The sequence below is a fragment of the Pseudomonas sp. UBA5568 genome, assembly GCF_002425525.1.
GTDB classification, from domain to species: Bacteria; Pseudomonadota; Gammaproteobacteria; order Pseudomonadales; family Pseudomonadaceae; genus Aquipseudomonas; species Aquipseudomonas fulva.
The window spans coordinates 88,170-111,493 of the sequence record NZ_DIMK01000006.1 but is presented as its reverse complement, the minus strand read 5'-3'; the positions used below and the strand labels follow the sequence as shown (position 1 = coordinate 111,493).

General features: G+C 62.9%; 23 protein-coding genes. 9 read left to right on the top strand and 14 right to left on the bottom strand.

Annotated elements, in window-relative coordinates:
- Window positions 1–44: 44 nt before the first annotated feature.
- From gmhB to glyQ, 3 genes are read right to left on the bottom strand one after another with little or no spacing between them, the layout of a single operon-like run.
- Window positions 45–572 carry a D-glycero-beta-D-manno-heptose 1,7-bisphosphate 7-phosphatase gene (gmhB, locus tag B2S33_RS03100; protein ID WP_027913294.1) on the bottom strand — a complete coding sequence of 176 codons (528 nt, stop codon included), beginning with the start codon at window positions 570–572 and terminating at the stop codon, window positions 45–47.
- 3 nt (window positions 573–575) lie between these two features.
- On the bottom strand, window positions 576–2,630 hold the full coding sequence (glyS, locus tag B2S33_RS03095; RefSeq protein ID WP_288649802.1) for a glycine--tRNA ligase subunit beta: 2,055 nt from the start codon (window positions 2,628–2,630) through the stop codon (window positions 576–578).
- Window positions 2,627–3,574: a glycine--tRNA ligase subunit alpha gene (gene glyQ, locus B2S33_RS03090; RefSeq protein WP_023532379.1), complete on the bottom strand. Its 948-nt coding sequence runs from the start codon at window positions 3,572–3,574 to the stop codon at window positions 2,627–2,629. The genes glyS and glyQ overlap by 4 nt, the downstream gene beginning before the upstream one ends.
- Before the next feature lie 83 nt (window positions 3,575–3,657).
- Here glyQ and B2S33_RS03085 point away from each other — a divergent pair, with 83 nt between their 5' ends.
- Together B2S33_RS03085 and B2S33_RS03080 are read left to right on the top strand one after the other, a co-directional pair.
- On the top strand, window positions 3,658–4,209 hold the full coding sequence (locus B2S33_RS03085; protein WP_027913291.1) for a DNA-3-methyladenine glycosylase I: 552 nt from the start codon (window positions 3,658–3,660) through the stop codon (window positions 4,207–4,209).
- Between the two features lie 41 nt (window positions 4,210–4,250).
- Window positions 4,251–5,138 (top strand): lysophospholipid acyltransferase, encoded by an 888-nt coding sequence (locus B2S33_RS03080; RefSeq protein ID WP_027913290.1) that lies wholly within the window; start codon window positions 4,251–4,253, stop codon window positions 5,136–5,138.
- 55 nt (window positions 5,139–5,193) lie between these two features.
- On the opposite strand, the gene B2S33_RS03075 is transcribed toward B2S33_RS03080, so the two are convergent.
- Genes B2S33_RS03075 through def form a run of 5 tightly spaced genes read right to left on the bottom strand, consistent with a single transcriptional unit; the run spans window position 5,194 to window position 9,711 of the window.
- On the bottom strand, window positions 5,194–5,502 hold the full coding sequence (locus B2S33_RS03075; protein WP_027913289.1) for a tetratricopeptide repeat protein: 309 nt from the start codon (window positions 5,500–5,502) through the stop codon (window positions 5,194–5,196).
- 10 nt (window positions 5,503–5,512) lie between these two features.
- Window positions 5,513–6,886 (bottom strand): Trk system potassium transporter TrkA, encoded by a 1,374-nt coding sequence (trkA, locus tag B2S33_RS03070; RefSeq protein WP_027913288.1) that lies wholly within the window; start codon window positions 6,884–6,886, stop codon window positions 5,513–5,515.
- A 19-nt stretch (window positions 6,887–6,905) separates the two neighbouring features.
- The gene (gene rsmB / locus B2S33_RS03065) at window positions 6,906–8,216 is read right to left on the bottom strand and encodes a 16S rRNA (cytosine(967)-C(5))-methyltransferase RsmB (protein WP_028686818.1); all 1,311 of its coding nucleotides are present in this window, start codon (window positions 8,214–8,216) and stop codon (window positions 6,906–6,908) included.
- Complete coding sequence (fmt, locus tag B2S33_RS03060; protein ID WP_027913286.1) at window positions 8,213–9,145, bottom strand: methionyl-tRNA formyltransferase; 933 nt, start codon at window positions 9,143–9,145, stop codon at window positions 8,213–8,215. The genes rsmB and fmt overlap by 4 nt, the downstream gene beginning before the upstream one ends.
- A gap of 59 nt (window positions 9,146–9,204) precedes the next feature.
- Complete coding sequence (def, locus tag B2S33_RS03055) at window positions 9,205–9,711, bottom strand: peptide deformylase (protein WP_023532616.1); 507 nt, start codon at window positions 9,709–9,711, stop codon at window positions 9,205–9,207.
- Window positions 9,712–9,918: 207 nt separating this feature from the next.
- Between def and dprA the strand changes: the two genes are divergently transcribed.
- From dprA to B2S33_RS03040, 3 genes are all read left to right on the top strand, one after another.
- Complete coding sequence (gene dprA / locus B2S33_RS03050) at window positions 9,919–11,016, top strand: DNA-processing protein DprA (RefSeq protein WP_280076433.1); 1,098 nt, start codon at window positions 9,919–9,921, stop codon at window positions 11,014–11,016.
- A 41-nt stretch (window positions 11,017–11,057) separates the two neighbouring features.
- Window positions 11,058–11,615, top strand: coding sequence for an L-threonylcarbamoyladenylate synthase (locus tag B2S33_RS03045; protein ID WP_027913284.1), 558 nt, complete (start codon window positions 11,058–11,060; stop codon window positions 11,613–11,615).
- A gap of 362 nt (window positions 11,616–11,977) precedes the next feature.
- Window positions 11,978–12,286, top strand: a complete 309-nt coding sequence (locus B2S33_RS03040) for a DUF3077 domain-containing protein (protein WP_145278981.1) — start codon at window positions 11,978–11,980, stop codon at window positions 12,284–12,286.
- Between the two features lie 351 nt (window positions 12,287–12,637).
- Here B2S33_RS03040 and B2S33_RS03035 read toward each other — a convergent pair whose 3' ends face one another.
- Window positions 12,638–13,615 (bottom strand): NADPH:quinone reductase, encoded by a 978-nt coding sequence (locus B2S33_RS03035; RefSeq protein ID WP_028687744.1) that lies wholly within the window; start codon window positions 13,613–13,615, stop codon window positions 12,638–12,640.
- A gap of 134 nt (window positions 13,616–13,749) precedes the next feature.
- On the opposite strand from B2S33_RS03035, the gene hemF reads away from it, so the two are divergent.
- Both hemF and aroE read left to right on the top strand, forming a co-directional pair.
- Window positions 13,750–14,661: an oxygen-dependent coproporphyrinogen oxidase gene (hemF, locus tag B2S33_RS03030; RefSeq protein WP_023532527.1), complete on the top strand. Its 912-nt coding sequence runs from the start codon at window positions 13,750–13,752 to the stop codon at window positions 14,659–14,661.
- A gap of 25 nt (window positions 14,662–14,686) precedes the next feature.
- A complete protein-coding gene (gene aroE / locus B2S33_RS03025) occupies window positions 14,687–15,511 on the top strand; it encodes a shikimate dehydrogenase (protein ID WP_028687745.1) in 825 nt (274 codons plus the stop codon).
- A gap of 39 nt (window positions 15,512–15,550) precedes the next feature.
- Here the strand turns inward: aroE and B2S33_RS03020 are convergent, their stop codons facing one another.
- From B2S33_RS03020 to betC, 3 genes are all read right to left on the bottom strand, one after another.
- On the bottom strand, window positions 15,551–17,116 hold the full coding sequence (locus B2S33_RS03020) for a SulP family inorganic anion transporter (protein WP_027913280.1): 1,566 nt from the start codon (window positions 17,114–17,116) through the stop codon (window positions 15,551–15,553).
- A 91-nt stretch (window positions 17,117–17,207) separates the two neighbouring features.
- On the bottom strand, window positions 17,208–18,137 hold the full coding sequence (choX, locus tag B2S33_RS03015; protein WP_027913279.1) for a choline ABC transporter substrate-binding protein: 930 nt from the start codon (window positions 18,135–18,137) through the stop codon (window positions 17,208–17,210).
- A gap of 14 nt (window positions 18,138–18,151) precedes the next feature.
- The gene (betC, locus tag B2S33_RS03010; RefSeq protein WP_145278719.1) at window positions 18,152–19,669 is read right to left on the bottom strand and encodes a choline-sulfatase; all 1,518 of its coding nucleotides are present in this window, start codon (window positions 19,667–19,669) and stop codon (window positions 18,152–18,154) included.
- A gap of 108 nt (window positions 19,670–19,777) precedes the next feature.
- Here betC and B2S33_RS03005 point away from each other — a divergent pair, with 108 nt between their 5' ends.
- Both B2S33_RS03005 and B2S33_RS03000 read left to right on the top strand, forming a co-directional pair.
- The gene (locus B2S33_RS03005) at window positions 19,778–20,677 is read left to right on the top strand and encodes a choline sulfate utilization transcriptional regulator (protein ID WP_027913277.1); all 900 of its coding nucleotides are present in this window, start codon (window positions 19,778–19,780) and stop codon (window positions 20,675–20,677) included.
- Between the two features lie 55 nt (window positions 20,678–20,732).
- Window positions 20,733–21,071: a DOPA 4,5-dioxygenase family protein gene (locus B2S33_RS03000; RefSeq protein ID WP_027913276.1), complete on the top strand. Its 339-nt coding sequence runs from the start codon at window positions 20,733–20,735 to the stop codon at window positions 21,069–21,071.
- 165 nt (window positions 21,072–21,236) lie between these two features.
- Here the strand turns inward: B2S33_RS03000 and trpA are convergent, their stop codons facing one another.
- A complete protein-coding gene (trpA, locus tag B2S33_RS02995) occupies window positions 21,237–22,046 on the bottom strand; it encodes a tryptophan synthase subunit alpha (protein ID WP_027913275.1) in 810 nt (269 codons plus the stop codon).
- Window positions 22,043–23,260 carry a tryptophan synthase subunit beta gene (gene trpB / locus B2S33_RS02990; RefSeq protein ID WP_023532832.1) on the bottom strand — a complete coding sequence of 406 codons (1,218 nt, stop codon included), beginning with the start codon at window positions 23,258–23,260 and terminating at the stop codon, window positions 22,043–22,045. Before trpB ends, trpA begins: the two co-directional genes overlap by 4 nt.
- Window positions 23,261–23,324: the final 64 nt, after the last annotated feature.

The window sequence follows — 23,324 nt, the reverse complement described above, 5'->3', positions numbered from 1 at the left end:
GGGACCTGCCCGCTTTTAGAAAAGTGCGCCCAAGGGCGCACCGTTTAGATAAGTGCCCTGGCGATGGCAGCCAGATCGTCATAAATCAGGGTTGAAGCCGGAACGCCCTTCTCAAGGGTACGTTCGCCTTTGCCTGTCTTTACCAGAACAGGTTGTGCATCGACGGCCAGCGCAGCCTGTAGGTCACTTTGGCTATCGCCCACGAACCAGATGCCCTCAAGGCTTGCCTGGTAGTGCTCGGCGATGGCCCGCAACAGGCCCGGCTTGGGCTTGCGGCAATCGCAGCCTTCATCGGGGCCATGCGGGCAATACACGATATGCCCCACCTCACCGCCCTGCTCGGCCACCAGCATGCGCAAGCGCGCATGCATGGCCTCAAGGGTCGCGAGCGGGTAATAGCCACGGGCGATACCGGACTGGTTGGTGGCCACGGCCACCGTCCAGCCCGCTTTGCTCAACTGCGCGATCGCCTCGATGGCGCCAGGGATGGGCACCCATTCATCCAGCGACTTGATGTAGGCGTCGGAGTCCTGGTTGATGACCCCGTCACGATCGAGAATCAGCAGTTTCAAGGCTTACCCCAGCAACGAAATGTCGGCCACGCCGAGGAACAGCCCACGCAGACGGCTGAGCAGGGCATATCGGTTGGCACGTACCTTGGCGTCCTCGGCATTGACCATCACAGCCTCGAAGAAGGCATCGACCGGATCACGCAGGGCGGCAAGGCGCGCCAGCGACTCGCTGTACTGACGTGCAGCAGCCATCGGTTGCACAGCCTGATCGGCTTGCTGGATGGCCGAGTACAGCGAGAACTCGTTGGCATTGTCGAAGTACTTGGGCTCGACCTGTTCGGCGATGGCGCCTTCTGCCTTGCTCAACAGGTTCGACACGCGCTTGTTGACGGCGGCCAGTGCCTCGGCTTCGGGCAGCTTGCGGAAGGCCTGGACCGCCTGGACGCGCTGATCGAAGTCCAGTGCGGAACCTGGCTGAAGCGCGCGAACCGAGAGGTAAGTGGCGACGTCGATGCCTTCGTCTTCGTAACGGGCACGCAGCCTGTCGAAGATGAACTCCAGCACCTGGTCAGCCAACCCGGCAGCCTTGACCTTGGCCCCGTACTGCTTGACCGCGAACTGCACGGCACCGGTCAGGTCCAGGTCCAGCTGCTTCTCGATCAGGATGCGCAGCACGCCCAGTGCGGCGCGGCGCAGGGCGTACGGGTCCTTGCTGCCGGTGGGCAGCATGCCGATGCCGAAGATGCCCACCAGGGTATCGAGCTTGTCGGCGATGGCGACGGCAGCACCGGTCAGGGTCTGAGGCAATTCGGCGCCTGCACCGCGCGGCATGTATTGCTCGTTCAGCGCCAGCGCCACATCCTGCGGTTCGTCGTCGTTGAGCGCGTAGTAGTAGCCAGCGACGCCTTGCATCTCTGGGAACTCACCGACCATTTCCGTAGCCAGGTCGCACTTGGACAGCAAGCCGGCACGCGCGGCTCGTTGCGCATCGCCGCCAATCAAGGGCGCAATGAACGCTGCCAGTTTCGATACCCGCTCGGCCTTGTCATAGACCGTACCCAGCTGGGCCTGGAACACCACGTTCTTCAAGCGCTCGTTGAAGGTTTCCAGCGGTTGCTTCTTGTCCTGCTTGAAGAAGAACTCGGCGTCGGTCAGGCGTGGACGCACGACCTTTTCGTTACCCTGCACGATCTGCTTGGGGTCGCGGCTCTCGACGTTGGCCACGGTGATGAAGCGCGGCAGCAACTTGCCTTCGCTGTCGAGCAGGCAGAAGTACTTCTGGTTGTCCTGCATGGTGGTGATCAAGGCTTCTTGCGGCACCTCCAGGAAACGCTCTTCGAACGAGCACACCAGCGGTACCGGCCACTCCACCAGCGCGGTCACTTCGTCCAGCAACGCGGGTGGCACGATGGCGGTGCCTTCCTGCTGCATGGCCAGCTCGGCGGTACGTTTGGCGATCAGGTCGCGACGCTCGCTGAAATCGGCCAGCACATAGGCCTTGCGCATGTCCTCGACATAGTTGGCCGGGGCGCTGATGGTGACGCTTTCCGGATGGTGGAAGCGGTGCCCGCGCGATTGGCGGCCGGCCTTCTGGGACAAGAGGGTGCAGTCGACCACCTGATCGCCCAGCAGCATCACCAGCCATTGGGTCGGACGCACGAACTCTTCACGGCTTGCCGCCCAGCGCATGCGTTTAGGGATAGGCAGGTCGTTGAGCGAGTCTTCGACGATGGTCGGCAGCAGGCCCGCGGTCGCTTTGCCGGGGATGTGCTGGGAGAAGCGCAGCTTGGGGCCGCTACGGTCGATGTCGGCCAGCTCCACACCGCACTTCTTGGCAAAGCCCAGTGCAGCCTGGGTCGGCTCGCCTTCTGCGTTGAAGGCCGCCTGCTGGGGCGGGCCGTCGATGTTGATGCTGCGGTCAGGCTGCTGCACATCGAGTTGGCGGATCAGCACGGCCAGGCGGCGCGGCGCGGCGTAGACCGATTTGCCGGTGTAGTTCAGGCCTGCAGCTTGCAGGCCTTTTTCGATGCCGGCCAGGAACGCGTCGCCCAGGGTCGCAAGGGCCTTGGGTGGCAGCTCTTCGGTGCCCAGTTCTACCAGGAAATCTTGAGCACTCATTGTGCAGCCTCCAGCTTAGCCAACACTTCGTCACGCAGTTCGGGGGTCGCCATCGGGAAGCCCATGCGCGCACGGGCCTGCAGGTAGCTTTGCGCCACGTCGCGGGCCAGGGTGCGCACCCGCAGGATGTAACGCTGGCGCTCGGTCACCGAGATGGCACGGCGGGCATCGAGCAGGTTGAACGTATGGGATGCCTTGAGGACCATTTCATAGGTCGGCAATGGCAGTTCCAGCTTGATCAGGCGGTTGGCTTCACTTTCGTAGAAGTCGAACAACTCGAACAGTTTCTCGACGTTGGCGTGCTCGAAGTTGTAGGTCGACTGCTCCACTTCGTTCTGGTGGAACACGTCGCCGTAGCTGACCTTGCCGAACGGACCATCGGCCCATACCAGGTCGTAGACCGAGTCCACGCCCTGGATGTACATGGCCAGGCGCTCCAGACCATAGGTGATTTCACCGGTCACCGGGTAGCACTCGATACCACCGACCTGCTGGAAGTAGGTGAACTGAGTCACTTCCATGCCATTGAGCCAGATTTCCCAGCCCAGGCCCCAGGCCCCGAGGGTTGGCGATTCCCAGTTGTCTTCGACGAAGCGAATATCGTGCACCAGCGGGTCCAGACCGATGGCTTTCAGCGAGCCGAGGTACAGCTCCTGGAAGTTGGCCGGGTTGGGCTTGAGCACTACCTGGAATTGATAATAGTGCTGCAGGCGGTTGGGGTTTTCGCCGTACCGCCCGTCGGCAGGGCGACGGCTTGGCTGCACGTAGGCGGCGTTCCAGGTTTCTGGACCCACCGCGCGCAGGAAGGTGGCGGTGTGGAAAGTGCCGGCGCCTACTTCCATATCGTAGGGCTGAAGCACCACACAACCTTGCTCGGCCCAGTAGTTCTGCAGGGCGAGGATCAGGTCTTGGAAGGTACGCACGGCTGGCGTAGGCTGGCTCACGAAATTCACCTGTATCTGGGGATGCGGATGTAAAGAGCGGGAGTATAACCTGATTCGCCTCGCCCTCTACTCATTGGAGCCTTATGCCACGCTGCTTTTGGTGTACCGACGATCCGTTGTACCAGGCCTACCATGACCAGGAATGGGGAACGCCCCAGCGTGACCCGGCGTTGCTGTTCGAGATGCTTTTGCTCGAAGGGTTCCAGGCAGGCCTTTCCTGGATCACCGTGCTGCGCAAGCGCGAGCGCTATCGTGAAGTGCTGGAGGGTTTTGATCCTGCGAAACTCGCGGTGATGAGCGACGAGCGCATCGAGGCGTTAATGCAGGATGCCGGCATCATCCGCAATCGGCTCAAGCTCAAGGCTGCCAGGCGCAATGCCCAGGCCTGGCTGGCTGTGGATAACCCGGCCGAGTGGCTGTGGTCGTTCGTCGGTGGCGCCCCGAAGATCAACCATTTCAGCACCCGCAGCGAAGTCCCGGCGGTCACCGAACAAGCCCAAGCCATGAGCAAGGCGTTGCGCAAAGCCGGCTTCACCTTCGTCGGCCCGACCATCTGCTATGCCTTCATGCAGGCGACCGGCATGGTCATGGACCACACCACCGACTGTGATCGCTACGCCGACTTGTCCCACTGAAGGGTTACAATGCCCGTCTTGCTGAAATAAGGAACTCGCCTGTGGAAAAGTTCAAGGGCGCCCTGATGGTCGGGGTGCTGCGACTGTTCGCCAAGTTGCCTTGGGGTGCGGTGCAACGCGTCGGGGCCGGCATCGGCTGGCTGATGTGGAAAATACCCAATGGCTCGCGCAACGTGGTGCGCATCAACCTGGCCAAATGCTTCCCCGAGATGGACCCGGTTGCCCGTGAGCAACTGGTCGGCCAGGCCCTGCGGGACATCGGCAAATCCTTCGTCGAAAGCGCCTGCGCCTGGATCTGGCCTCCACACCGCTCGTTGGAGTTGGTCAAGGAAGTGCATGGGCTTGAAGTGCTGGAGCAGGCCCTGGCTTCTGGAAAGGGCGTTGTGGGCATCACCAGCCATTTGGGCAATTGGGAAGTGCTGAACCACTTCTACTGCAACCAGTGCAAGCCGATCATTTTCTACCGGCCCCCCAAACTCAAGGCGGTGGACGACCTGCTGCGCGAGCAGCGTGTGCAGATGGGCAACCGTGTGGCGCCTTCGACCAAGGAAGGCATCCTCAGCGTGATCAAGGAAGTTCGGCGCGGCGGCCAGGTCGGCATCCCGGCCGATCCCGAGCCGGCCGAATCGGCGGGTGTATTCGTTCCCTTCCTGGGCACTGAAGCGCTGACCAGCAAGTTCGTGCCGAACATGCTCGCCGGCGGCAAGGCAGTCGGGGTTTTCCTGCATGCTCTGCGCCTGCCTGACGGGTCAGGCTTCAAGGTGTTTCTGGAAGCCGCGCCGGAGGCGATGTACAGCACCGACGTGAACGAGTCGGCGGCCGCGATGAGCAAGGTGGTCGAGCGCTATGTGCGCGAGTATCCCAGCCAGTACATGTGGAGCATGAAGCGCTTCAAGAAGCGTCCGGCGGGTGAGGCGCGCTGGTATTGAGGCGCGCATCGCCGGCAGCGGCTGTCTGGCAGCCGACGTGTCGGCGACAGCGCACTCAGCGTTTGTCGAGTTTCTTGAGAAACACCGTCATTTCTTTCTCGGCCTGCTTGTCGCCATGGGCCTGCGCCGCCGCGATGCCATCTTCCCAGGCCTTGCGCGCCGCTGGCAGGTCCCCCAGTAACTGGTAGGCCTTGCCCAACAGCTTCCAGGCTGCCGAATAGGTGGGGTCCTGCTCGACACAGCGAGCCAGGTGCACGGCAGCCTGGGCACCATCGCCTTCGTCGAGCCACGCCTTGCCCAGGCCAAAGCGCAACAACGGGTTATCCACACCCTTGGCCAGCATCTTTTCCAACGATTGGCGCATGTCCCGCCTCCTAGAAGAAACTCAAGCCGACGTGGAACAGCTTCTCCACATCCCGAATGTGTTTCTTGTCCACAACGAACAGGATCACATGGTCACCTGATTCGATGACTGTCGTGTCGTGCGCGATCAGCACACTGTCGTGGCGAATGATGGCACCGATGGTCGTCCCCGGGGGCAGGGTAATGTCCTCGATCGCCTTGCCCACCACCTTGCTCGACTTCGCATCACCGTGGGCCACAGCCTCGATGGCTTCGGCTGCACCACGACGCAGCGAGTGCACGCTCACGATATCGCCACGGCGCACATGCGCCAGCAAGGTACCGATGGTGGCCAATTGCGGGCTGATGGCGATGTCGATTTCACCGCCCTGCACCAGGTCCACATAGGCCGGGTTGTTGATGATCGTCATGACCTTGCGCGCACCCAGGCGCTTGGCCAGCAGGGACGACATGATGTTGGCTTCGTCATCGTTGGTCAGGGCCAGGAAGATATCGGTGTCGGCGATGTTCTCTTCCAGCATCAGGTCTTTATCCGATGCGCTGCCCTGCAGCACCACGGTACTGTCCAGCGTATCGGACAGGTACCGGCAGCGTGCCGGGTTCATCTCGATGATCTTCACCTGGTAGCGGCTTTCGATGGCTTCGGCCAGGCGCTCGCCTATCTGCCCGCCGCCGGCGATGACGACACGCTTGTTGGTTTCATCGATACGGCGCAGCTCGCCCATGACCGCCCGGATGTCCTTCTTGGCGGCGATGAAGAACACCTCGTCATCGGCCTCGATCACCGTATCACCGCGCGGTGTGATCGAACGGTCACGGCGGAAGATCGCCGCCACCCGGGTTTCCACATTGGGCATGTGCGCGCGTATCTGGCGCAGCTGCTGGCCGACCAGCGGGCCGCCGTAATAGGCCTTCACGGCCACTAGCTGCGCCTTGCCCTGGGCGAAGTCGATCACCTGCAACGAACCGGGCTGTTCGATCAGGCGCTTGATGTAGTGGGTGACGACCTGCTCCGGGCTGATCAGCACATCGACCGGAATGTGGTCGTTGTCGAACAGCTCTTCACGGGTCAGGTAGGCCGACTCGCGCACCCGGGCGATCTTGGTCGGTGTGTGAAACAGCGAGTAGGCCACCTGGCACGCGACCATGTTGGTCTCGTCGCTGTTGGTCACGGCAACCAGCATGTCGGCGTCCTCGGCGCCGGCCTGGCGCAACACCGTCGGCAGCGACCCGCGCCCCTGCACGGTGCGGATATCCAGGCGATCACCCAGGTCGCGCAGGCGGTCGCCATCGGTGTCGACCACGGTGATGTCGTTGGCCTCGCTGGCCAGGTGCTCTGCAAGCGTCCCGCCCACCTGGCCGGCGCCCAGGATGATGATCTTCATCCGCTACTCTCCAGTGTGCTCAACCGCGCGAGGCGGCAATCTTGATCAGCTTGGCATAGTAGAAACCGTCGTGGCCGCCTTCCTGAGCCAACAACTGGCGTCCATGCGCCTGGCGCAGGCCCGCTTCGGTGGCCAGGTCCAGCTCGCGTGCGCCTGGCGTGCGTGCCAGGAACGCGCCGATGACCTCGGTATTCTCGGTCGGGAGGCTGGAGCAGGTGGCGTACAGGAGCATGCCGCCCACCTCCAATGTCGGCCACAGGGCATCGAGCAACTCGCCTTGCAAGGCCGCCAGCGGCGCGATGTCTTCGGCCTGGCGGGTGAGCTTGATGTCTGGATGACGACGGATTACGCCAGTCGCCGAGCAAGGCGCGTCCAGCAGGATGCGCTGGAACGGTTTGCCGTCCCACCAGCTGGCCGTGTCGCGGGCATCGCAGGCGATCAGCTCGGCGTCGAGCTTCAGGCGGTCGAGGTTTTCGCGCACGCGTACCAGGCGCTTGGCTTCAAGGTCGATGGCCACCACGTGAGAGAGCCCGGCTTGGGCTTCAAGCACATGGCAGGTCTTGCCCCCAGGGGCGCAGCATGCGTCGAGCACGCGTTGACCGGGCGCCAGGTCCAGCAGGTCGGCGGCCAGTTGCGCGGCTTCGTCCTGGACGCTGATCCAGCCCTCGGCAAAGCCTGGCAGACCGCGTACGTCCCGCGGTTCGGCCAGCACGATACCGTCACGGCTGTACGCGCAGGCCTGGGCCTGGACGCCTGCATCGGCGAGCAGCTTCAGATAGCCGTCGCGGCTGTGGTGGCGGCGGTTGACGCGCAGGATCATCGGCGGGTGCGCATTGTTGGCGGCGCAGATGGCTTCCCACTGATCCGGCCAGAAGGCCTTGAGCGCCTTCTGCAGCCAGCGTGGGTGCGCCGTGCGCACCACAGGGTCGCGCTCCATGTCGGCCAGCATCGCTTCGCCGTCGCGCTGAGCACGGCGCAGCACGGCGTTCAGCAGCCCCTTGGCCCAGGGTTTTTTCAGCTTGTCGGCGCAGCCCACGGTTTCACCAATGGCGGCGTGAGCCGGGATGCGTGTATAGAACAACTGGTACAAGCCAATCAGCAACAATGCCTGCACGTCGGCATCGGCGGCCTTGAAGGGCTTTTGCAACAGCTGCGCTGCCAGCAGGTCCAGGCGCGGCTGCCAACGCGCGGTACCAAAGGCCAGGTCTTGGGTCAGCCCGCGGTCGCGGTCCTCGACCTTGTCCAGTTGCGCGGGCAGAGAGCTGTTCAGGGAGGCCTTGCCGCTGAGCACAGCGGCAAGGGCACGGGCGGCAGCCAGGCGTGGGTTCATTGGCCGAGCACCTTGCCGGGCGTGAATTTCTCTTTGCGGCTGTTGAACAGGTCAGCGAAGGCCAAGGCTTTACCGCCAGGCAACTGCAGGCGGGTCAGGCTGAGCGCCTGCTCGCCGCAAGCCACCACCAGGCCGTCTTTGCTGGCCGCCAGGATTTCACCGGGTGCGCCCTGCCCTGTGGCCAGGCACGCACCCAGCACCTTCACGGTTTCCCCGTCGAGCGTGCTGTGGCAAATCGGCCAGGGGTTGAATGCCCGGATCAGGCGCTCCAGCTGTTCAGCGGGCAGCGACCAGTCCAGACGCGCCTCGTCCTTGTTCAGCTTGTGCGCATAGGTGGCCAGGGCATCGTCCTGTACCTCGCCGTGCAAGGTGCCATCGGCCAGCCCGGCGATGGCCTGGATGACGGCCGGCGGTCCCATTTGCGCCAGGCGATCGTGCAGGCTGCCGCCGGTATCAATGGCGTTGATCGGGGTGACGACCTTGAGCAGCATGGGGCCGGTGTCCAGGCCCGCTTCCATGCGCATGACGGTTACGCCGCTTTCGGCATCGCCCGCTTGCACGGCCCGCTGAATCGGGGCCGCCCCGCGCCAGCGTGGCAGCAGGGACGCATGGCTGTTGATGCAGCCAAGGCGCGGGATGTCGAGCACCGCCTGGGGCAGGATCAGGCCGTAGGCAACCACGACCATCAGGTCGGGTTCCAATGCTGCCAATTGTGCCTGGGCCTCGGCATTGCGCAGGCTCGGCGGCTGCATCACCGGGATGTCATGGGTTACGGCCAGCGCCTTGACGGCGCTGGGCATCAGCTTTTGACCGCGGCCTGCCGGGCGATCGGGCTGCGTGTAGACGGCCACGACTTCGTAAGGGCTGTCGAGCAGGGCCTTGAGGTGTTCGGCGGCAAACTCGGGAGTGCCTGCAAAGACGATGCGCATGGTGTTCTCGCTGCAAAAAGAAAAAGGCTTGCCGGAGCAAGCCTTCTGGAAGGTGGGAATCAGGCTTGCTGGCGGTGCTGTTTTTCCAGCTTCTTCTTGATTCGATCCCGCTTGAGCTGCGACAGGTAGTCGACGAACAGCTTGCCATTGAGGTGATCGAATTCGTGCTGCACGCACACCGCCAGCAGGCCTTCGCATTCCAGCTCGAACGGTGTGCCGTCGCGATCCTGGGCCTTGACCCTGACACGCAGGGGCCGGTCTACGTTCTCGTAGAAGCCCGGCACCGACAGGCAGCCTTCCTGGTACTGGCCCATGTCATCGGTCAGTTCCTCGACCGACGGGTTGATGAAGACGCGTGGCTCGCTGCGGTCTTCGCTGAGGTCCATCACCACGACTTGCTGGTGCACGTTGACCTGGGTCGCAGCCAGGCCGATGCCAGGGGCTTCGTACATGGTTTCAAACATGTCGTCGATCAGCTGGCGCAGGGCGTCGTCGAACGCCGTCACCGGTTTGGCGATGGTGCGCAGGCGCGGGTCCGGGAATTCGAGAATGTTCAAAATGGCCATAAGGTCAGGCAGTCACTGTGCGTTTGGTTGAAAACTGAACACACATAATAAAGGGAAACGCGGACTTCGGCACCTGGCAAGCTCGTCTAGGGTGACTATTGGCGTGATAGCCCCCAGCCAATGGACAGCTTTTCAAAGTGTTACTCACAGAGTTATCCACAGGCTGCGCAGCCTGAATCAACCGTTTTGCATCAAGGATGATTGCCGATGTCTGATTGCTCCTTATCCACTTGCCCACCTGCGGAACTGGAGGCGCGCTTGCGCCTGCATTGCCTTCCCGAGACCGGCTTGCGACGCTTTTCTACGCTGATCGAGGCCTTCGGAAGTGCCTCATCGGCGCTCAGTGCCCCCGGCTCGGCCTGGCGCGCACTGGGCATTCCCCATGCCAGTATCGATGCAAGGCGCAGCCCTGAAGTGCGGGATGCGGCCAGTGCCGCAATGCGCTGGCTAGAGCGTCCGGGCCAGCAATTGCTGATGTGGGACAGCCCAGACTACCCCCCGCTGCTCGCCGAAATCGACGACGCCCCGCCGCTGCTGTTCGTGACGGGGAACGCATCGCTGCTCAGCCGCCCGCAGTTGGCGATCGTGGGCAGCCGCCGCGCGACGCCGCCGGCGGTAGACACGGCCGGAGCGTTTGCCAGGTACCTTGCCCAGGCAGGCTTCGTCGTCACCAGCGGCCTGGCAGTAGGCATTGATGGCGCCGCTCACCGCGCTGCGCTGCAGGCTGGAGGGGCCACGATAGGCGTACTGGGCACAGGGCTCGAAAAACTTTATCCACAGCGGCACAAGCAGTTGGCCGAGGCGATGATCGACAACGGCAGTGCACTGGTGTCGGAGTACCCGCTCAACGCCGGGCCGCTGCCGGCTAACTTCCCCCGGCGCAACCGCATCATCAGCGGTCTTTCGTTGGGTGTGCTGGTGGTCGAGGCCAGCTTGGCCAGTGGCTCGCTGATCACGGCGCGGCTCGCCGCCGAGCAGGGCCGCGAGGTCTATGCCATTCCCGGCTCCATCCACCACCCCGGCGCCAAGGGCTGTCACCAGCTGATCCGCGACGGCGCACTGCTCGTCGAAAGCGTCGGGCAGATACTCGAAACCCTGCAAGGCTGGCAGAACCTGCCCCCGGCCCCTGCGGACACGTTCGATCACCCGCTGCTGGCGCTATTGCACGCTGCACCGCAGACCACCGAAAGCCTGGCCCATTGCAGTGAGCAGCCGCTGGCAGAGGTGCTGGCGCAGCTCACCGAACTGGAGCTCGATGGCCGGGTCAGCAATCAAACGGGGCGTTGGTTTGCCCGCTCGGGCTGAGTAAACTGCGCCCAGGCAACATTCCCAGTGGAGAAACATCAATGGTGAGCAGTTTTCGTGTGCAACAAGCCGCACGTGAGATCCGGGCAGGCGCAGTGATCGCCTACCCGACGGAGGCGGTCTGGGGCCTGGGCTGCGACCCATGGAACGAGGATGCGGTCTATCGGCTGCTGGCACTGAAGTCGCGGCCTGTGGATAAAGGGTTGATCCTGGTCGCCGACAACATCCGCCAGTTCGACTTCCTGTTCGAAGACTTCCCCGAAGACTGGATCGACCGAATGGCCAGCACCTGGCCTGGGCCCAACACCTGGCTGGTGCCGCATCAGGATCTACTGCCTGAATGGGTGACCGGGCAGCACGACACCGTAGCGCTTCGCGTCAGCGACCATCCGGTGGTACGCGAGCTGTGCGCCTTGGTCGGGCCGCTGATCTCCACGTCGTGCAACCCTGGCGGGCGCCCTGCGGCGAAGACCCGGCTGCGGGTGGAGCAGTACTTCCATGGGCAACTGGATCTGGTACTGGGCGGGGCATTGGGTGGGCGGAAGAACCCGAGCCTGATTCGCAATCTGGCTACCGGCGAGGTAGTACGGCCGGGTTGATGCACTTGCTGACCAGGCTTGGGCCGAGTGCCTGAGCCATCCCCCACATGACCCCTTGGTTTTTTCTGATTTTTGCCAAGGCGGTTGTTTGATATTCGGTTTGGGAAATATCCTACGAGCCGCGTCCCCTGCCATCACCTTTTCAGTAGGAACCGCTGCCCGTAGGCTTCAACCGTCGCTGAATAACTTGGCGATCGGGTGTGGTAACCCGGGTTCAGGGTGATCTTGGCAGTCCATGGCGGCTGTTCGCAGGAGGCTTCGTGCCTGCTGGGTTTTAGATCTCCCACCCGGTTTACCACCCTGCGTACAGCTGCCACCCATTCGTGTGGTAACGACTGGTTGGGGCCATGAAGCGAGATCTAATGATGAAGAAGATCGTCCCCGATCCACCCCTTCCCTCCACTTCCACCCATCCATTCGGCCGCTGCGACGCAGGCCACCAGCCGCTGTTTGCGGTTAACCCAAACATCTCAGCCGAAGACGCCCTGGTGCATGTCGCCCTGTATCTGCGCTGTGCGTACGAAGCCGGCTACAAGGCCCTGGACCACATGCGCGAAGAAGGTCGTGGCCTGTTCTGGTCCAATCTGCACGCCGTTGAAATGGCAGAAGGCGTGGTCGAGGCCATCTTGAATGGCATCGAGTCGAATCCGCCGTCGCAGAAGAAGGTGTGAGGGCTGACAGGTGTCCGCCTTTAGGTTTTTAGCGCCTGTGAAATCGAGCGCCGCCCGCGCGGCGCTTCGCGGGACAAGCCCGCTCCCACATTTGTTGCAACGTGCCGAACCTGTCAGGCCATGGTTGCCCGCCTTGGTGTATGGCTTGAGGCAGGCGGCGGCATCAATGCCCGCCTTGAAATCCAGTCATGCCAGCAAGGCTGACAACCATGGACTTACAGGCGTGGTCGCGTTGCAACGGATGTAGGAGCGGGCTTGTCCCGCGAAGCGCCGCGTGGGCGGCGCTCGATCTGCGCAACACTGCAAAAACCAAGGCAAGCATCTGGTCGCCATAACGCGACCTTCTGCCAATCAAGGCAACAAAATAGTAGACCCCACGGTCCGCCGCGCCGACAGCTCGCTCTGGGCCTTGGCCGCTTCGCTGAGCGGGTAGCGTTGCTGGATATCCACCGTCAGTTGGCCGCTGGCAATCATGGCAAAGAGGTCATCGGCCATGGCCTGGGTGTTCTCGGCGTTGTTGGCGTAAGTCGCCAGCGTCGGCCGAGTGACGTACAGCGAGCCCTTCTGCGCCAGAATCCCCAGGTTCACCCCACTCACCGCGCCCGAGGCATTGCCGAAGCTCACCATCAACCCCCGCGGTTGCAGGCAATCGAGCGACGTCAGCCAGGTGTCGGCACCCACGCCGTCATACACGACTGGGCATTTCTTGCCGTCGGTCAGCTCCAGCACCCGTTTGGCGACATCCTCGTGGCTGTAGTCGATGGTGGCCCACGCGCCCAAGGCCTTGGCCCGCTCGGCCTTTTCGGCAGAGCTCACGGTGCCGATGAGCTTGGCGCCCAGTGCCTTTGCCCACTGGCAGGCCAGCGAACCAACGCCGCCTGCGGCCGCATGGAACAGGATCACATCGCCAGGCTGCACAGCGTAGGTCTGCTTGAGCAGGTACTGCACGGTCATGCCCTTGAGCATGACGGCGGCAGCCTGCTCGAAGCTGATGGCCTCTGGCAATTTGACCAGGTTGGCCTCAGGCAGCGTGTGCACCTCGCCATAGGCGCCCAATGGGCCCCCGCCATACGCCACACGGTCGCCGACCTTCAACCGTGACACGCCTTGGCCCACGGCCTCGACCACCCCTGCGCCTTCGGTGCCCAGGCCCGAAGGCAGGGACGGCGGCGCGTACAACCCGCTGCGGAAATAGGTATCGATGAAGTTCAAGCCCACAGCATGGTTGCGCACGCGCACGTGCTGAGGCCCAAGGTCGGCGGGTTCGAAGTCCACCCACTGCAGCACTTCGGGGCCGCCGTGCTGGCTGAACTGGATACGCTTGGCCATCTCGTACTCCTGGATTGGGGATCGGGAAAGGGGCTTCTATCGGACGCCTTTGCTTGACTGCCGTCAACTGCGGGGCGCTGGCAGGCGGTGTTATGCTACGCGCCACTTGTTTCCTGCCCGCTCCTGGTGACCCGATGATTAGCCGCACCGAGGCTGTGAAAGCCTATCTGCTCGATTTGCAAGACCGCATCTGCTCAGCCCTGGAACGCGAAGACGGCGGCGCCCGCTTCGTCGAGGACGCCTGGGTGCGCGAAGCCGGTGGCGGGGGCCGTACGCGGGTGATCGGCGAAGGCACCGTCATCGAAAAAGGCGGGGTGAACTTCTCCCATGTGTTCGGCACCGGGTTGCCGCCTTCGGCCAGCGCCCATCGGCCGGAGTTGGCTGGGCGCGGTTTCCAGGCGCTCGGGGTGTCGCTGGTGATCCACCCGCACAACCCGCACGTGCCTACTTCCCACGCCAACGTTCGGTTTTTCATTGCCGAAAAGGAAGGCGAAGAGCCGGTCTGGTGGTTCGGCGGTGGCTTCGATCTGACGCCGTATTACGGCGTGGAGGAAGACTGCGTGCACTGGCATCGAATCGCTGAACAGGCCTGCGCCCCCTTCGGCGCCGATGTGTACCCACGCTACAAGGCCTGGTGCGACCGGTATTTCCATCTCAAGCACCGGGGTGAGCCCCGTGGCATCGGCGGGCTGTTCTTCGATGACTTGAACGAGTGGGACTTCGATACCTGCTTCGCCTTCATCCGTGCCATCGGCGACGCCTACATCGACGCGTACCTGCCCATCGTGCAGCGCCGAAAAGGGACGGCCTATACCCCACAGCAACGGGAATTCCAGGAGTTTCGCCGGGGCCGCTACGTCGAGTTCAACCTGGTCTATGACCGTGGCACGCTGTTCGGGCTGCAGTCTGGTGGGCGCACCGAGTCCATCCTCATGTCGCTGCCACCGCAGGTACGCTGGGGCTACGACTGGAAACCCGCGCCAGGCAGCGAAGAGGCACGGCTGACCGAGTACTTCCTGCAAGACCGTGACTGGCTCGGCCAGTAAGCCTGTAACCATTCAAGGAGCCGTCATGGACCAGTACGTCGTTTTTGGCAACCCGATCGGCCACAGCAAGTCGCCGCTGATTCATCGCCTGTTCGCCGAACAGACCGGCCAGGACCTGGAGTACGCCACGCTGCTGGCGCCGCTGGATGACTTCAGTGACTGCGCGCGCGGCTTCTTCAAGCAAGGCAGCGGTGGCAACGTTACCGTGCCATTCAAGGAAGAAGCCTATCGCCTGTGCGACAGCCTTACCCCGCGCGCACGTCGCGCAGGTGCGGTGAACACGCTCAGCAAGCTGGCCGACGGTACCTTGCAGGGTGACAACACCGACGGTGCGGGACTGGTCCGTGACCTCACCGTCAATGCCGGTGTTGAACTGGCAGGTAAACGCATCCTTGTCCTCGGTGCCGGCGGCGCCGTGCGCGGGGTGCTGGAGCCGCTGCTGGCACACAACCCGCAGTCACTGGTGATCGCCAACCGCACGGTGGAGAAGGCCGAACGCCTGGCCGAGGCGTTCGATGAACTGGGGCCGGTGGTGGCCAGTGGGTTCGCCTGGTTGCAAGAGCCAGTGGACCTGATCATCAATGCAACCTCGGCCAGCCTGGCCGGTGAGCTGCCACCGATTGCCAGCAGCCTGATCGAACCCGGGCGCACGGTGTGCTACGACATGATGTATGGCAAGGCGCCAACGCCGTTCTGCCAGTGGGCCGCCCAACATGGCGCCGCCAAGGTGCTGGACGGCCTGGGGATGCTGGCCGAACAAGCAGCCGAAGCCTTTTATGTGTGGCGCGGCGTGCGGCCGGACACTGCACCGGTTCTCGCTGAACTGCGCCGCCAACTGGCGCGGGGCTGACCGCCAGCAGGGCTACTGAGCGGCGCTGGGTGTGGCTGCTCAGTCCTCGAACCGGATTGGGCAACGCGCCGGGCCTTCGAGCTTATGCAGCTCTTCGATCACCTGTGGCCTGGCGCCGCGCAAGGTCAGGCTACCGCCTGTTCGCGCCAGCCGCCTCGCCTCGCGGTGCAGCATGTCCACCCCTGAATAGTCGATGAAGTTCACCTGCCGCGCATCCATGACCACCTGCGGGCCTTGGCAACCTTGCAGGCGTACTTGCAGGTAATGCGCAGCACCGAAGAAGATCGACCCGCCTACACGCAAGATGTCCGCATCGCCTTCGCGGCTCTGGTGGATCCGCGGGCGCGAGGTGCGCTTGAGGTAGAAGAACAGGGAAACCAGCACACCGGCATAGATGGCCGTCTGTAATTCCAAGAGCAAGGTGGCCGCTGCCGTCAGCGCCATGACTGCGAACTCGGCACGGCTGACACGCAGCAATGCGCCGATGGCCTTGCGATCAATCAGCCCCCAGCAAATCAACAGGATGCTGCCTGCCATCGCCGGAATCGGCAGATGCGCGATCAGGCCGGCACCGGCGACAGCGAACACCGCTACCCACAGCGCCGAGAACACGCCGGCCATGGGCGAGCGTGCGCCTGCGTCATAGTTCAGGCCCGATCGGGTGAACGAGCCCGATGAGAGGTAGCCGGAAAAGAACGCACCGACGATGTTGGAGAGCCCTTGGGCACGTATTTCCTGGTCGGCGTCAATCAGTTGCTCGGAGCGCGCAGACAACGAACGTGCGATGGACAAGCTGGTCACCAGCCCCAGCATGCCAACGGCCACGGCGCTGGGGAGCAGGCGCAGTATCAGGTCCACGTCCAGCAGCGGCACGGCACTCAAGGGGGGCAGGCGCCCCTCGAACGCCGGTACACGCGGCACGTGCCCGAACACGCCGGGCAGCAGCCACGCCAGCAGGCTGACGGCCAACAGGCTTATCAACAGGCTGGGCCAGCGGGGACGCCATAGTTTCAGCGCTATGCCCATTACCACGGTGAGCGCTCCCAGTATCAAGGACGGCACGTCCATCTCACCGGCATGGCTGGCCAGGTCTTGAGCCGTCTTCAAGGCGGTGGCCTGGCTGGGCAAGTCCAGCCCAAGCAGGTTGGGCAGCTGCCCCAGCGCGATGACCACGGCGGCCCCAAGGGTGAAGCCGATCACTACCGAATGCGAGACGAAATTGACCAGGGCCCCGAAACGCAAAAGCCCCAGCAGTAGCTGGAAGACTCCGCCCAGAAAGGTCAGCAGCAGCACAAGGGTGATGTAGTCATCGCTTCCTGCTACCGCCAACGGGCTGACACTGGCGTATAGCACGATGGAAATGGCCGCCGTCGGCCCGCAGATCAGGTGCCAGGAGGATCCCCACAGGCAGGCGACCAGCACGGGGACGATGGCCGCGTACAGCCCATATGCTGCTGGCAGGCCGGCGATCAGGGCGTACGCGATGGATTGCGGCAGCGCAAGGATGGCGCCGCTCAAACCCACCAGCAGGTCCTGACGCAAACTGTGGCGCGTCTGGCGCGGCAGCCAGCCCAGAAAGGGCAGCAGACGTATGAGGCGATGCATAGTGCGGTCAAAATCCCCCGAATGGGTCTGTTCTGGAGAAGCGATCTGTTTCACGAATCAACCGCAGACAGACCCGCTCTCCATTAACGCGTTACAGCGTTCTTCTTACGGCCGCAACGGCGTCCGCACCCTCTTTGGTGGTCACGCCGGTCAGCCAACCATCCAGTGCTTCGGGATGTGCTCTCACCCAGGCCTTGGCGGCATCGTCGAAGCTGATCTTCTTATCCACAACCTCGGCCATGATGGTGTTTTCCATGTCCAGCGTGAAGCTCAAGTTGCTCAGCAACTTTGCCGCGTTCGGGCAGGCTTGTGGATAACCCTTGCGTGTCAGCGTGAACACGTCGCCTTTGCTGCCGAACCACTTCTCTCCACCGGTCAAGTAATGCATGTTCAGCTTCACGTTCATGGGGTGAGGCGTCCAGCCGAGGAAGGCGATGTACTGCTGTTTCTTGACCGCTCGGTCCACCTGGGCCAGCATGGCCTGCTCACTGGACTCCACCAGCTTCCATTTGCCCAGGCCGAAGGCATCATCCTTGATGATCGCTTGTAGCGAGAGGTTGGCCGGCGCGCCTGAGCCAATGCCGTAGAGCTTCCTGCCAAACTGATCGGCGTGTTTGTTCAGGTCTGCGAAATCGCGTACCCCGCCATTCCACACGTAGTCCGGCACCGCCAGGGTGAATTCGGTTCCTTGCAGATTGCGCGAGAGCTGCTGCACATCCCCGTTGGCGACGAATTTGTCATGGAAGCCTTGGTGCGCAGGCATCCAGCTTCCAAGAAAGGCATCGACCTGGCCGTCCTTGAGCCCGCCATAGATGATCGGCACCGCCAGGCTGTCCACCTTGACCTGATACCCCAAGGGTTCAAGCAGCAGGCGGGCCACTGCGTTGGTGGTGGCGATGTCACTCCACCCAGGGTCGGCCAGCTTGACGGTTGAGCACTGCGCGTTGTCATCGGCGGCCTGGGCGCTCAGTGTGCCCAGGCTGACGGCTAGCGCGAACAAGGTAGCAGCGAACGTATGCATGGCGGGCTCTCTTTTCAATCCAGTGGGGCGGGCTGTGGATAACGTGCCTTGCGCTCAAGGTCATCAAGATCGATGTGGTTGCGCATGTACTGCTGACTGGCGTCCACCCAAGGTTGGTGGTCCCAGCTGCTCAACTTGCCAATGGCAAGTGCCTGGGCCACCAGACGGCGACGTCGCTGGCTGGCCAGCACTTGCTGGCGCAGGCCGGGTATGTCCCAGCGCTGGCGCGCCTCGGTGACGAACGCCTGCATCGATGCCTGATGATCCGGGCTGGTAGCCAGATTCTCCCGCTCGTACGGGTCGCGGCTCAGGTCATAGAGTAGACAGGGGTCGTCCTCGCTGTACACGAACTTGTAGGAACCACGGCGAATCATCATGAGCGGGCCGACGGTACCCTCGGCCATGTATTCACCAATGACCTCGTCGTGACCGCCCTGCCCTTGCAAATGACCAAGCAGAGAGCGGCCATCCAGGTGAAGGGATTTATCCACAGCCCCACCTGCCAACTCGACCAGGGTGGGCAGCAAGTCGCAGGTCGAGACGGACGCACTGACGCGTCCGGGCGCGAAGCGCTGCGGGGCATGGATCAGTAGCGGTACACGGGCTGACATCTCGAACCAGTGCATCTTGTACCAGAGGCCACGCTCACCCAGCATGTCGCCATGGTCGCCCGAGAACACGATCAAAGTATCGTCGGCGAGGTTGCATTCCTCGAGGGTTTGCAGCAATTGACCGATATTGTCGTCGATATAGCTGCATGCGCCGAAGTAGGCCCGCCGAGCATCGCGGATTTTGTCCACAGGAAGCGGTTTGTTCCAAAGGTCGTAGACCTTGAGCAATCGCTGGGAGTGGGGATCGAGTGACGCCTGGCTATCTGTGTGCCTGGGCAACGGAATATCCACACCTTCGTAGCGATCCCAGTAGCGTTTGGGAATGGTGTAAGGGTCGTGGGGGTGGGTCATGGACACTGTCAGACAGAACGGACGGCCGTCGTTTTCACGGACATGGTCATACAAATACTGACGCGCCTTGAACACCACTTCCTCGTCGAAATCCAGCTGGTTCGTACGCACGCATGGCCCTGCCTGCAGCACCGAGGACATGTTGTGGTACCAGCTTGGTCGCACGTCAGGCTCATCCCAGTTCACGGCCCAGCCGTAGTCGGCCGGGTAGATATCACTGGTCAGGCGTTCCTCGTAGCCGTGCAATTGATCAGGCCCACAGAAGTGCATCTTGCCTGACAGTGCCGTTCGGTAACCCAGGCGGCGCAGATAATGGGCGTAGGTGGGGATATCGGCGGGGAAATCTGCTGCATTGTCATAGGCCCCAATGCGGCTGGGGAGCTGACCGCTGACGAGGGTGAAGCGCGAGGGCGCGCACAGCGGGCTGTTGCAGTAAGCCGAATCGAACACCACGGCCTGAGCGGCCAGGCGAGTGAGGTGAGGCATTTGAAGGGGTGAGTCAGCGTAGATGGGCAGCAGCGGCGCTGCCATCTGGTCGGCCATGATGAACAGGATATTAGGGCGTTTCATGCAAGCTTCCATCGTTGAAGGTTATGCGGAATGCTTGCCTACCACGATGAGGCGGTGCATAACGGGGGTAAAGCCCCTGTCGGGCAATGTGTGGGATTAGCCAGGCTTATGTTCGAGCACCTTGCGGGATTGTCGTTGGATACGTTGCGCGTGTTCGAGGCCGCCGCGCGCTTGCGCAGCTTTACGGCAGCTGCCTTGGAGCTGGGCACCACGCAGCCGGCGATCAGTCAGCAGATAAAACGCCTGGAGGCGCAGCTGGGCACGCGGCTGTTCGACCGTATCTACCGGGGCATCGAGCTGACCGAAGCGGGCCAGGTGTTGTTGGAATATGTCGGCCAGGGGCTGCACACCATGGACGATGGCGTGGCCCGCGCAAGCGGGCGCACACAGCGTGAAGTCCTACAGGTGGCAACGGATTTTGCGTTCGCTGCGTTCTGGTTGATGCCCCGACTGCAGCGCTTTCATGAAGCGTATCCTCAGGTCGATGTGAGCCTGGTGACAGGTGAGCGAAGCCAAGGCATGTTGCGCCCGGATATCGACGTGGCGGTGCTGTTCGGCGATGGGCGTTTTCATCAAGGCGAGAGCCGTTGGCTGTTCGACGAGGAAGTTTTCCCGGTATGCAGCCCTCGTCTGATCCATGGCAAATCCTTGTCTGCTGCGGCCTTGCAGCGTTTGCCGCTGCTGCATCTCAAGGGTGAACAGGCCAGCCGGTGGTTCGACTGGGCAGGTGTATTTCGCGGCTTAGGGGTGACCAGCGCACCGCCTGCGGGGCAGCTACGATTCGACAACTACACGTTGTTGATCCAGGCTGCCATCGCGGGCCAGGGCATGGCGATTGGCTGGCGGCATCTGGTGGATGGGCTGGTCGATCAAGGGTTGTTGTGTCGACCGTTGGAGGGCAGCTTACGGTCGGCGCGTGGCTATTACGCCGTACTGCCGCCGCGCAAGCGTCGCGGGGCGTTGATCGGACGCTTCGTGGATTGGCTTGAGCACGAGCGTAGCCTCTGAGATGCTGGGCCCGCTTGTGGCATGTTGTCAGAATCGACGCACATCAGGAGTAGCTGTGCAGAGAATCAAGGGTTATCACGCCCACGTGTACTACGATGCCTCGACCCAGGAGCAGGCGCGAGCCTTGTGCGAGGAGGCAGCGGCGCTGTTCCCGGTCGTCATGGGGCGTATGCACACCAGGGCGGTAGGGCCGCATCCCGACTGGAGCTGCCAGCTGGCGTTCGAGCCGGAGCTCATTGGCGTGGTGCTGCCCTGGTTGGCGCTGCACCGCAAGGGGCTGGTGGTGTTTCTGCACCCGCTGACCGGGGATGAGCTGGCAGACCACCGCGATCATGCGATCTGGATGGGAGCGTTGCGGCCTCTGGACTTGTCGGGCTTTGGCGAAGGGCGTTGATTGGGCGATCCCAATCTCAGGAACGTTCTTGCCGGGGCGCCGGACTGGCGCCGATGAGTCGCGGAGCGTGTCCGGAAACCTCTGTGGAAAGTTGAAATCCTGGGACTGCAAGCAGTCCCAGGATAGCTTCGGGCACCGAGCAACCCTTGAAGCGACAACCATCGGTTAGCGCCGAGCGCCACGTACCCCTTCTGCCAAGGCCGAGCACAGGCTCAACACATCGTCTACCGCCTGACCGGGGTTCTGCGCGTGGGCAATCTTGTCGACCAGGGCCGAGCCTACCACCACACCGTCGGCAAGGCGGGCGATGTTGGCCGCTTGCTCGGGGGTGCGAATACCAAACCCGACACTGATCGGCAAATCCGTATGGCGACGCAAGCGTGCAATGGCTTCGGTCACATGTTCGGTAGTCGCCGAGCCTGCACCGGTCACACCGGCCACCGACACGTAGTAGACGAACCCGGAGCTACGCTGCAGCACGCGGGGCAGGCGCGCGTCGTCGGTGGTCGGGGTCGTCAGGCGAATGAAGTCGATACCCGCAGCCTGGGCCGGGCTGGCCAGTTCGTCGTCATGCTCAGGTGGCAGGTCGACGATGATCAGGCCATCGACACCGGCTTCGTTGGCCTGGGCCACGAACGCTTCCACGCCAAAGCGGTGGATCGGGTTGTAGTAACCCATCAGCACGATCGGCGTGGTCTGGTCATCCACTCGGAATTCGCGGACCATCTGGAGCGTCTTGGCCAAGGTCTGGCCAGCCTCAAGCGCGCGCAGGGTGGCCAGTTGGATCGCTACACCATCGGCCATGGGGTCGGTGAACGGCATGCCCAGTTCGATCACGTCGGCACCTGCCGCCGGCAGGCCCTTGAGAATCTGGAGCGAGGCGTCATAGCCTGGATCACCTGCGGTGACGAAGGTGACCAGTGCTGCGCGGCCTTCGGTTTTCAGCTCGGCGAAACGTTGTTCAAGACGGCTCATGCCTGTTTCTCCTGGGCGGCCATGTGGTTCATGACGGTGTGCATATCCTTGTCTCCGCGCCCCGACAGGCAGATCACCATCAGGTGGTCCTTGGGCAAGGACGGAGCGCGCTTGATGGCTTCGGCCAGCGCGTGGGCACTTTCCAGCGCTGGAATGATGCCTTCGAGTCGGCAGGATGCGTGGAAGGCATCCAGGGCCTCGTCATCGGTGATGCTGACGTATTCGACCCGCTTCACTTCGTGCAGGTAGGCGTGCTCGGGGCCGATGCCCGGATAGTCCAGGCCTGCAGAGATCGAATGGGCATCGGTGATCTGGCCGTCGGCATCCTGCAGCAAGTAGGTACGGTTGCCGTGCAGTACCCCAGGCACCCCGCCGTTCAGGCTGGCAGCGTGCTTGTCGGTCTGCACGCCGTGCCCGCCCGCCTCGACACCGATGATCTGAACGCTCGGCTCTTCGAGAAACTCGTGGAACAGGCCCATGGCATTGGACCCGCCACCCACGCATGCCACCAGGCTGTCCGGCAGGCGGCCTTCCTTTTCCTGCATCTGGGCGCGGGTTTCCTTGCCGATGATCGACTGGAAGTCCCGGACCATGGCTGGATAGGGGTGCGGGCCGGCCACGGTGCCGATCAGGTAGAAGGTGTCGTCGACATTGGTGACCCAGTCGCGCAGAGCCTCGTTCATGGCGTCTTTCAAGGTGCCGGTGCCAGCGGTGACCGGCACGATTTCAGCGCCCAGCAGTTTCATGCGGAACACGTTGGCCTGCTGCCGCTCGATGTCGGTAGCGCCCATGTAAATCACGCAAGGCAACCCGAAACGCGCCGCCACGGTGGCGGTCGCGACGCCATGCATGCCGGCACCGGTTTCAGCGATCAGGCGCTTCTTGCCCATGCGCTTGGCCAGCAATACCTGACCGATGCAATTGTTCACCTTGTGCGCGCCGGTGTGGTTGAGTTCCTCGCGCTTGAAGTAGATTTTGGCGCCACCGCAGTGCTCGGTCAGGCGCTCGGCGAAGTACAACGGGTTGGGACGGCCGATGTAGTCGCGTTGAAAATAAGCCAGCTCTTCGAGAAATGCAGGGTCTGCCTTGGCCGCTTCGTATTCACGGGCCAGGTCCAGTACCAGTGGCATCAGGGTTTCGGCCACGTAGCGGCCGCCGAACGAGCCGAACAGGCCATTGGCATCGGGGCCGGGGCGATATTGGGACTGGGTCATGAGACGCTCCAAGGCATAACGAATGAGTGATGGGCTTTACTGTAACCATGACCTGCCCCGATGA